General features: G+C 62.2%; 11 protein-coding genes and 2 tRNA genes. 1 reads left to right on the top strand and 12 read right to left on the bottom strand.

Annotated features, from left to right (window positions below; all coding sequences use genetic code 11):
* On the top strand, window positions 1-191 hold a 191-nt coding region (locus P8X48_10905; GenBank protein ID MEJ2107813.1), incomplete at its 5' end, for an LptF/LptG family permease.
* Window positions 192-204: 13 nt separating this feature from the next.
* Here P8X48_10905 and P8X48_10900 read toward each other — a convergent pair.
* From P8X48_10900 to P8X48_10845, 12 genes are all read right to left on the bottom strand, one after another.
* Window positions 205-654: an RDD family protein gene (locus P8X48_10900; protein ID MEJ2107812.1), complete on the bottom strand. Its 450-nt coding sequence runs from the start codon at window positions 652-654 to the stop codon at window positions 205-207.
* A 219-nt stretch (window positions 655-873) separates the two neighbouring features.
* A complete protein-coding gene (locus P8X48_10895; GenBank protein ID MEJ2107811.1) occupies window positions 874-1,437 on the bottom strand; it encodes a DsbE family thiol:disulfide interchange protein in 564 nt (187 codons plus the stop codon).
* Complete coding sequence (ccmE, locus tag P8X48_10890; protein MEJ2107810.1) at window positions 1,434-1,880, bottom strand: cytochrome c maturation protein CcmE; 447 nt, start codon at window positions 1,878-1,880, stop codon at window positions 1,434-1,436. Before ccmE ends, P8X48_10895 begins: the two co-directional genes overlap by 4 nt.
* Complete coding sequence (gene ccmD / locus P8X48_10885) at window positions 1,877-2,050, bottom strand: heme exporter protein CcmD (protein MEJ2107809.1); 174 nt, start codon at window positions 2,048-2,050, stop codon at window positions 1,877-1,879. Before ccmD ends, ccmE begins: the two co-directional genes overlap by 4 nt.
* Window positions 2,047-2,784, bottom strand: a complete 738-nt coding sequence (locus P8X48_10880; GenBank protein MEJ2107808.1) for a heme ABC transporter permease — start codon at window positions 2,782-2,784, stop codon at window positions 2,047-2,049. Before P8X48_10880 ends, ccmD begins: the two co-directional genes overlap by 4 nt.
* A gap of 11 nt (window positions 2,785-2,795) precedes the next feature.
* Window positions 2,796-3,473: a heme exporter protein CcmB gene (ccmB, locus tag P8X48_10875; protein MEJ2107807.1), complete on the bottom strand. Its 678-nt coding sequence runs from the start codon at window positions 3,471-3,473 to the stop codon at window positions 2,796-2,798.
* Entirely contained in the window at window positions 3,470-4,090 is a 621-nt protein-coding gene (gene ccmA / locus P8X48_10870) for a cytochrome c biogenesis heme-transporting ATPase CcmA (protein MEJ2107806.1), read from the bottom strand. The genes ccmB and ccmA overlap by 4 nt, the downstream gene beginning before the upstream one ends.
* Window positions 4,091-4,178: 88 nt before the next feature.
* A tRNA-Arg gene (locus tag P8X48_10865) sits at window positions 4,179-4,255 on the bottom strand.
* Between the two features lie 75 nt (window positions 4,256-4,330).
* Window positions 4,331-4,406 (bottom strand) — tRNA-Ala (locus tag P8X48_10860).
* A gap of 74 nt (window positions 4,407-4,480) precedes the next feature.
* The gene (locus P8X48_10855) at window positions 4,481-5,374 is read right to left on the bottom strand and encodes a glycosyltransferase family 2 protein (GenBank protein ID MEJ2107805.1); all 894 of its coding nucleotides are present in this window, start codon (window positions 5,372-5,374) and stop codon (window positions 4,481-4,483) included.
* 9 nt (window positions 5,375-5,383) lie between these two features.
* Window positions 5,384-6,514 carry a glycosyltransferase family 4 protein gene (locus P8X48_10850; protein ID MEJ2107804.1) on the bottom strand — a complete coding sequence of 377 codons (1,131 nt, stop codon included), beginning with the start codon at window positions 6,512-6,514 and terminating at the stop codon, window positions 5,384-5,386.
* Window positions 6,515-6,667: 153 nt separating this feature from the next.
* Window positions 6,668-7,936 (bottom strand): glycosyltransferase, encoded by a 1,269-nt coding sequence (locus tag P8X48_10845; GenBank protein MEJ2107803.1) that lies wholly within the window; start codon window positions 7,934-7,936, stop codon window positions 6,668-6,670.
* Window positions 7,937-8,401: the final 465 nt, after the last annotated feature.

Here is an 8,401-nt window from a genome sequence, read left to right as displayed (position 1 = left end):
GTCAGATTCGCGGTGGCGGCATGGGGCAGCGGGTGTTTCTAGGCGTCATGCTGGGCATGCTGTACAGCCTCATCCACATCGGCCTGGGTAACTTTGGCCTGACCTACGGGCTGCCACCGGTCCTGGGAGCGATCCTGCCGGCGGTTGCCTTTCTGGCCCTGGCGATCGCGATGCTACGGCGGGTGGTCTGAGGGCTCGGCCTCGCTATTGCTGCGGCTTGGGTAGGCGGACCACCCGTGTGTGACTGATGCGGTCGTGCCACGCGAGTCGATCCCGGTCGATCAGAATCCAGAGATACCCCAATCCCGCACACAGCAGGGCGGGTACCGCCGCCAGGAAGCGCAACAGGGCATCACCCCAGCTTAGGGCGGAACCGTCTTCCCGCGTCACACGCAACCGCCAGGCGCGCATCCCCAGGGTCTGGCCGCCATGAACCCAAAACCATCCGAAGAACAGAAAGATCGCCGCCAGCAGATAGAGTTGGTAGAGCAGGTGCGAAATGGTGCCCCGAGGAACGCCACCCGAGAGCAGGACCACCGGCAGGGCGGCCAGCATGAGAATGGCGCAAAGTAGCAACAGGTCGTAGATCATGGCCACCAAGCGGGGCGCGAGCCCGGCATTGCTGGCGGTGGACAAGTCAACGGATTTTTTCACAGTTCCGGAAGGGATCAGGGCGCCTGCTTCGAACTAAGCCGCTGAATTGACGGCAAAACGATAAGTTGTTGATCGTTAAAAACTAATACGTTTGAACAAAAAATCATCAATCTAAAACTCTTCCAATCGCCAAGCCTACTTACGAATCGCCGCGGGCGCTTGCACACAATTTTGTCCACAGCTTCTGTGTGTAACTTTTGTGAAGGAAGCCGGAAAAACTCATGTGTTTGTTCCGCTTGCCGAGGAAGAATAACGGCGCACAAGGGGCATCAGTGTCTTGGCAATCGCGCTATCCGTGATCGGGCCGATGAATTTGTAACGAATCACTCCCTTGCCGTCGATGAGAAAGGTCTCCGGTACTCCGTAGACGCCAAGATTGATGCCGGCGCGTCCATTGGGGTCACGAAGGATCATCTCGTAGGGATTGCCGCGCTGTTTCAGGACCGCCCGTGCATCCGCATCCTGGTCCTTGTAATTCAGACCGATGAGGGGGACGAGATGGGAGCGGGAGATTTCCATCAACACCGGGTGTTCCTCGCGGCAGGCCACGCACCAGGACGCCCAGACGTTGAGAAGATACACCCGCCCGTACAGATCCTGGGGCGTGATGGTCTTTCCCGGTGCATCCAGGCGTGTCAGTTTGAATGCGGGGACCGGTTTGCCTATCAGTGGCGACGGGACGGTGCGTGGCGAATAGTCCCCTGTCTGCATACGGATCAGGGCGAAGAACAGCAGGCCGCCGACGACGGCGAAGATCCCCACCGGGACAAGAAATTTCTTCACTTGGCTGGCGCCCCCGTCGGTGTCTTCCCGGCCCGTTTGAGCGCGTCGGCCACTTCCGGCGGCATATATTTCTCATCATGCTTGGCCAGGACCTGGTGCGCCTGGAACACATGCGCTGGTCCGAAGCGGCCCTGGGCGATCACGCCCTGGCCCTCACGGAACAGGTCGGGCAAGATGCCGCGATAGTGGACCTTGATGCTGTTCTTGAAGTCTGTGACGACAAACTGGATGTTCAGATCCTTGCCCCGGTGCACGCTGCCCTTGACCACCATGCCGCCGAGACGGAAGGCGCGATCCGCCGGGGCCTTGCCGGCGGCCACGTCCGAGGGCGAGAAGAAGAATACGAGGTTGTTGCGGAACGCGTTCATCACGAACAGGACCGAAATGGTCAGGCCCGCCACCGCGACCACGATCAGGGCCAGGCGCTTGTGTCGTTTTTTCATGGTTTGTCACTTCCAGATTTGCTGTTTCCGGGTTTATGACCACGAAGCAGCCGCTTGCGTTCCCGCAGGGGCAGGACCACGTTCAGCACCAGCACGACGGCGGTGACCGCGTAGGCGCTCCAGACGAAGAAGGCATAGCCCCCCATGTGAAAAAACTGCGCCCAGTTCATCGCCCGTCCCGCAGCGCTTCCGCCAGCCAGCCGGCATTTCGTTCCCGCACCAGGATCTGGTTGCGTACGCGAATCAGCAGCATGGTGAAGTAGAAAAAGGTGTAGGCCAGGCCCATGAGCAGCAGGGGCCACAGCATGCTCGGGGCAATGGAGGGCCGCCCGATCTTGTTCATTGAACTGATGGAAGCCGGCTGATGCAGGGTATTCCACCAGTCCACCGAGAAATGGATGATGGGGATATTGACCACACCCACCAGGGCCAGGACCGCCGTGGCCCGGGCTGCGCGCCGGGGGTCGTCGATGCTGGCCTCCAGGGCCATATAGCCCAGATACAGGAAGAACAGCACCAGCTCCGAGGTCAGGCGCGCGTCCCAAACCCAATAGGTGCCCCACATGGGTTTGCCCCACAAGGAGCCCGTGATCAGTGCCAGCAGGGTGAAGGAGGCGCCGATGGGGGCGCTGGCGCTGGCCGCCATTTCCGAAACCTTGGTCTTCCACACCAGGGCCGCGCCCCCGGCGGCGGCCATGCTGACGTAGATGAACATGGACATCCAGGCGCTGGGCACGTGGATATACATGATGCGTACGCTCTCGCCCTGCTGGTAGTCCGGCGGGGCCACGAACAGCCCCAGGTACAGTCCCACCACCAGCAGGATGGCGGTCAGCGCCGCCAGCCACGGGATCAGCCGGCCGGCGAGGGCATAGAAGAGCTTCGGTGAGGCGTATTCGCGCATCTGGCGGGAAATCAATCCAAGGAAATTCTCAGGGCGGCGGCGGAGGCCCACGGTGTGAATGTAAGGCTCAGTGCCAGGAACGCCCCCAATAACGAAAGCTGCATTTCGGCGCCCTGGCCCTGGGTGGCCGTCATTACGGCGCTGGCGCCAAAAATGAGCACGGGAGTATACAACGGCAGTACCAGCAGAGAAACCAGCACCCCGCCGCCGCGCAGGCCCAGGGTCAGGGCTGCCCCCACGGAGCCGAGCAGAATCAGGACCGGGGTCCCCAGAAGCAGGGAATACAGCAGGGTTTCCAGGGAAGCCGTGTCCATCTGCAGCTGGATCGCCAGCAGGGGCGCGATCAGGACCAGGGGCAGGCCTGCCAGCACCCAGTGGGCTGCCACCTTGGCCAGCACCAGCAGGCTCAGGGGGTGCGGCGCCAGGGCCAGCTGCTCGAGACTGCCATCGGCGTAGTCGGTATCAAACAAATGCCCCAGGGAAAGCATGGTAGCGAGCAGCGCCGCCACCCAGATGACCCCGGGACCTATGGTGCGCAGGGTCTCCGGCTCCGGGCCCACGGCCAGGGGAAACAGGCTGACAACGATGATGTAGAACACCCAGGGCACGGCAATGTCGGCGCGCCGGCGCCAGGCCAGGGTCAGTTCCCGGCGGAAGACCAGCCACAGGGCGATATCGAGGCGGCTCATGCCGGGACGTCCAGGGCCAGTTCGCGCACGGCCTCGGGCGCAACCGGCAGGGGGGTGTGAGAGGTGACGATCACCAGCCCGCCACCACCAATGTGATCTGCGACCACGGTACCCATGCGATCCGCGGTCTCGCGGTCCAGGGCCGTGAACGGCTCATCCAGGATCCACAGCGGCTGGTCCAGGATCAGCAGCCGCGCGAGTGCTACGCGCCGGCGCTGGCCCTGGGATAGCAGCTTGCTGGCCAGAAAGCGTTGCGCCGAAAGACCCACGCGGTCGAGGGCCTCCACGATCCGGGCGGGTTCGGGCCGCCGGGACAGGCCGGTGGTGAAGTGCAGGTTCTCCTCCGGGGTGAGTTCCCCATGGATCCCGTTGTTGTGGCCCACGAAGGCCAACTCGGCGCGATATTCATCCCCGAGTTCACGGATGTCGGTGTCGCGCCAGTGGACGCTGCCCTCGTGGGGCAGGGTGAGGCCACACAGCGTACGCAACAGGGTGGTCTTGCCGCATCCGTTGCGTCCGGTCAGATGAACCAGCTGGCCAGAGGCCAGGACAAATTCCAGGTGCTCGAACAAGACGCGGTCGCCGCGGCGGCAGGCCAGGTTGTGGACGGAAAGCAAGGGCGACTCCTGGGGATACGCGTCTGTCGTTGTTTTGCGCTGACGGAAGGCCGAGTGTACTGGCCCCGGGCGTGCGCTGTCACTTGACTGGTGCCCCGGAGACGATTCGAACGTCCGACCTGCCGCTTAGGAGGCGGCTGCTCTATCCTGCTGAGCTACCGGGGCATGGGCGTCGATTCTAACCGATTTGTCGGGTCGATTTGTCGTTGACCGAATGGCCCCGGTGACTACGGAGGGAAGTGGTGGAGCGGAGGAGGATCGAACTCCCGACCTTCGCATTGCGAACGCGACGCTCTCCCAGCTGAGCTACCGCCCCAAATGAATGCCGGCGGGTTCGCCGCCGGAACGCGATTCTAGCGCCTGGCGCGGTCCACGGAAAGTGGCCGGTGCCTATTTCCGCCCTGCGGGCGCGAACACGCGGGCCACGCGGGCCGTGACATATACCGCTGTATAGCGAAGCAGGTTCAGCCCCACCCCGACCCACCAAAGACCAGGGATCGGGTAGTGCAGACGAAACAGGGTGGACAGGTCCCGCAGATTGCGGTGCGAACGACGCCTGCGCAGAGTCTCGAGGAACTGGGCCAGGCTGAGAGATCCTGGTCCCCAGGCCAAGGTCGTTATCGTTTCGTCTATGTCCACAAAGGCGTCGGCGGCAATCCGCAGCGGGACGCCCTGTTTGCGGCAGCGAAGATAGAAATCGTGATCTGCGCCGTAGTGGGGCAGCCGGGCTTCGTCGAACAGACCAACACGATCGAAAACCGTGCGCGGAATGATTGCGCCGCGCCCGCCTACAATCATGCCGGTGGGAAGCAGCTTGCCGTTCCCCGCCTTGCGACGGGATCCCGGCGGAATCAAGGTTTGGAAGCCGAGCAGGAACAGAGTCCTGGCCGTGACGACTTGCACCTTTCCCGAGGTGTTGCGCTGGACGGGGGCAATCACCGCATCGGGATTTTGTTCGGCGTGCTCAAGAAGCCGATGCAGGGAGCCCTGGCCCAACAGGCAATCGTTGTTCAGCAGCATGATGCGGCTCGCGCCGCGATCCATTGCAGTCCGGATTCCTGCATTGCTTGCCCCGGTCCACCAATGTTCCGGATCCGATTCAAGGTGAACCACCCCGGGAAATTCCGTTGCCAGACCTTCGGCCGTCTCGTCCACCGATCCGTGGTCAACCACTACGATCCCGGCCGGGGGCTGGCCCTGGTCAAGCAGCCGCCGCAGGCAAGCACGCGTTTGGTGCCATCGGTTCAGGACCGGAATGACGACATGGAGTCCGGATTTGCTCATGGTTCCGTTCTAAACCATCGCCCGTGGCAGTTCGCGCAGGAACGACTCCAGCCGCGTTCCCAAATCGTCCCAGTCCGGCGCAGTTTCGGGCGGGAGCCGACATGGATTGTCCAGCTGGGCTCGCAGGGCCCGAAGCAGGTCATCGACATCCCGCGGACGGAAATGTGCCTGCGGGCAGGGCTCGAGCAGCTCGTGCATTGCGCCAACATCGCTTGCAACCATGGCCACATTGCTGGCTACGGTTTCATAAGCCTTCTGCGGAAAGCAGTAGCGACCAAATTCGGAGTCGAGGTTTCCGACGATGGCGATATCGAGAGCGCCGATGAGTTCAGGGGCCTCGTCATGTGGCCGCACACCCAGGTCGTGAATACGGGGACCGTGGGGCAGGGAAAGCCCGCGGTCGCGCGGGCCCGCTAGCACCAGATGGACCTCTTGTCGTTCCTCCATAAGGGTCGACAGGGCCTGTAACACGGTGTCGATGTCGCGGCTCCGGCTGATGGCGCCCGTGATTCCCACCAGGGGCGCATCGGTCGGCAGGGAAAGACGCCGCCGACAGGCATCCCGGTCGCGGGGCCGGAAGCGTGTGGTATCCACCCCGTTGGGGAGGACCAGGAGCGGACCGGTCCGGTGGCAGTCGGCGACGACCTTGGTGCGCAGCGCTTCGCTCACGCAGACCACGCCGTCGGCCTTGCGGGCGGCGGAACGATACGCGCTGCGCACAACGGGCAGGCTTGCGGCAGCGAAGGATTCGAAGTTGTCGTACAGATCGAACACATGGAGCGCTCCAACGGCATGTGCGACGCGTCCACCAATCACTCCGTAGAAGCTGTCGGAGGCCGACCAGACGATGTCCGGTTGAAACTCGCGTGCATGCGCGGAAGCGCTCCGGATGAACCGCGCCAGGCCCGGGAGAAAGAGGGGTCCGGCGTTGAGCGAATGCCATTGGACCTGCGCACCCGGGTTATCCGGATCGCTGTCCAGCGTGACACCCTCGGTCTGTCGCCGATAGCTGAGACACAGGCCGCGTACTTCGTGACCCAAGCGCGTCAGCGCGAGGGGAAGTTCTCGCAGTCGCCCGTAGCGATCGTCCAGCAGGTCGTGCCGGGTATATTGGCGCTTGCACAGCGCGAGTATCCGCATCGGTCAATCCCGAACGCCCACCGTGCCTGACCTGGGCGCAGGCTGCGGCGGGACCTGGCGCCGGGTGGGAAGTAGGGTCACGTCAAAAATGGAAGTCCTGTGCACAATATAGCAAAGGACAGGATCGGGCCGGTGAATGAAGCCCCTGGGGTTCTATCCGCCACGAGATGGATCAGGCCTGGTGAGGTCTCTGTACAATTTCATGTATTCCTCCACGCGGTCCGCCGGGTTGAAAATCGACGCGGCATGTTCGCGCACCTTGTGGGTCAACTTGTCGCCCTTGTTGGCGAGTACCCAGGCGATTCCACGAGCCAGGTCGGCCGGATCGAATGGCTCGGCCAGGTAGCCGGTTTCGCGATGCAGGATCATGTCGGGCATTCCACCGACGTTGAATCCGACACATGGGGTGCCGCAGGATGTGGCCTCCTGAATGGTATTGGGGAGATTGTCCGCCTCCGTCGGCAGAACCATGACGTCGGATGCCGCATACATGGCGACAAGTTCCTGCTCTTCCCGGATTGTCCCAAGATGATGCGTCGTCACTCCGTGCACGATTTCCGTCTTCGTTTCGCTCGTCCCGAAGATCAAAAATTCGAAACCATTGGTTTCCGGTTTTCCGTTCTGCAGGAGCTGCAAGGCCTGGCGCAGATGGTGATAACCCTTGCGCGTGTCGGTCTCCGCCTGCATCGATCCATACAGGATCAGGGCCTTGTCCGGGGGCAGGCCCATGGCAATACGTAGCTGTCTTCTGTCGCGGACCGGATGATAGACGTTGAGGTCAATCGGGTTCGCAATCGTCTCCACCCGAGAGTTGCGGAAAAGAACGCTCTCTCTTGCGAGGTCGCCCAGCCACTTGCTTGGGGTCACGATGGTGAAACGGGCGTCCCGCCATGCCCGTTTCTTGTATGACCAAACCCGTCGGGCCAGATCCACTCCGGAATCGCCAAGTGGGCGGTTATCTTTCGTGTAGCCCTCCCTGAATCGTTCTACCACCCCGGGCGAAATGTAGTGTTCCGTACCGCAGAACGCCCACATGTCCGGCAGCTTGAGCACCACGGGTGCGTGGATGTTCGCAAGCTCCCGGATGCTGATTGTATTACGGTTGATCCAGTGACACTGGACGACATCGGGGCGGTGGTGCTTGATTGTTCTGTGGATTCCGGTGGGAAAAATATTCAGCGATTGATAGCCCTTGTCCCTTATTCTCTGCAGGCTGAGGATCCGGCGGCTGACAATGTTCCAGAGTCGTACGAGGAGTCTCACCGAGACAGGCGGTGTAACTACCGTATCATCGTTTCGCCATTTGCGGATCACGAGCAGTTGACTGTCGATGTTCTGTGCCAACATTGCCCGATGCAGTCGATAGGCACCAATGGCGCCTCCTTCTTCGCTATCGGCATAACAGACGTGCAGGACTTTCATCGTCGCGTGTTCGGTCTCGAGGCGTACCAGGACAAATATAGCTACTTTCGCCTGCTTTCCGAAATCTCCAGGGCGCTTTCGTCCCAGCGGGCAACCGGGGCCGACGGCAAGGGTGCCCGGGGAGATTCCCGCAAGCGGCCAGGTCGGCGCGCCGGTCTGAAGCTGCCGGCGTTGCCTGCCATGGCCACCCAGTGGCCCGGATTATTGGTGGGCGTTGCCGGAATTTCTTGGCGAGTGTGCGGGCGGGTATGCTAGTTTCTGGAGAGGCTGGAAACACGGGAGATCGGGCACCCAATGCCGCACAACGAGAAGCCAAAGATCGTCATTCAGATACCCTGCCACAACGAAGAGGAGGCGCTCGGTACTACGCTGGAGTCCCTGTCGGCCGCGCTCAAGGATTTCGAGTCCGTCGAGACCCTGATCATCGACGACGGCAGTACCGATGGCACCGTCGACGTGGCGCGG

The sequence above is a fragment of the Acidiferrobacteraceae bacterium genome (genome assembly GCA_037388825.1).
Classification (GTDB): domain Bacteria; phylum Pseudomonadota; class Gammaproteobacteria; order Acidiferrobacterales; family JAJDNE01; genus JARRJV01.
Note: the sequence above shows the minus strand (reverse complement) of the source record. Positions and strands in the feature narration are given on the sequence as shown.

Bases quoted from the DNA above. Each gene is read 5' to 3' on its own strand.
- P8X48_10880 (MEJ2107808.1), bottom strand. From the start codon at position 2,784: ATGCGCGAATACGCCTCACCGAAGCTCTTCTATGCCCTCGCCGGCCGG.
- P8X48_10850 (MEJ2107804.1), bottom strand. From the start codon at position 6,514: ATGCGGATACTCGCGCTGTGCAAGCGCCAATATACCCGGCACGACCTG.
- P8X48_10855 (MEJ2107805.1), bottom strand. From the start codon at position 5,374: ATGAGCAAATCCGGACTCCATGTCGTCATTCCGGTCCTGAACCGATGG.
- ccmE (MEJ2107810.1), bottom strand. From the start codon at position 1,880: ATGAAAAAACGACACAAGCGCCTGGCCCTGATCGTGGTCGCGGTGGCG.
- ccmD (MEJ2107809.1), bottom strand. From the start codon at position 2,050: ATGAACTGGGCGCAGTTTTTTCACATGGGGGGCTATGCCTTCTTCGTC.
- P8X48_10845 (MEJ2107803.1), bottom strand. From the start codon at position 7,936: ATGAAAGTCCTGCACGTCTGTTATGCCGATAGCGAAGAAGGAGGCGCC.
- ccmB (MEJ2107807.1), bottom strand. From the start codon at position 3,473: ATGAGCCGCCTCGATATCGCCCTGTGGCTGGTCTTCCGCCGGGAACTG.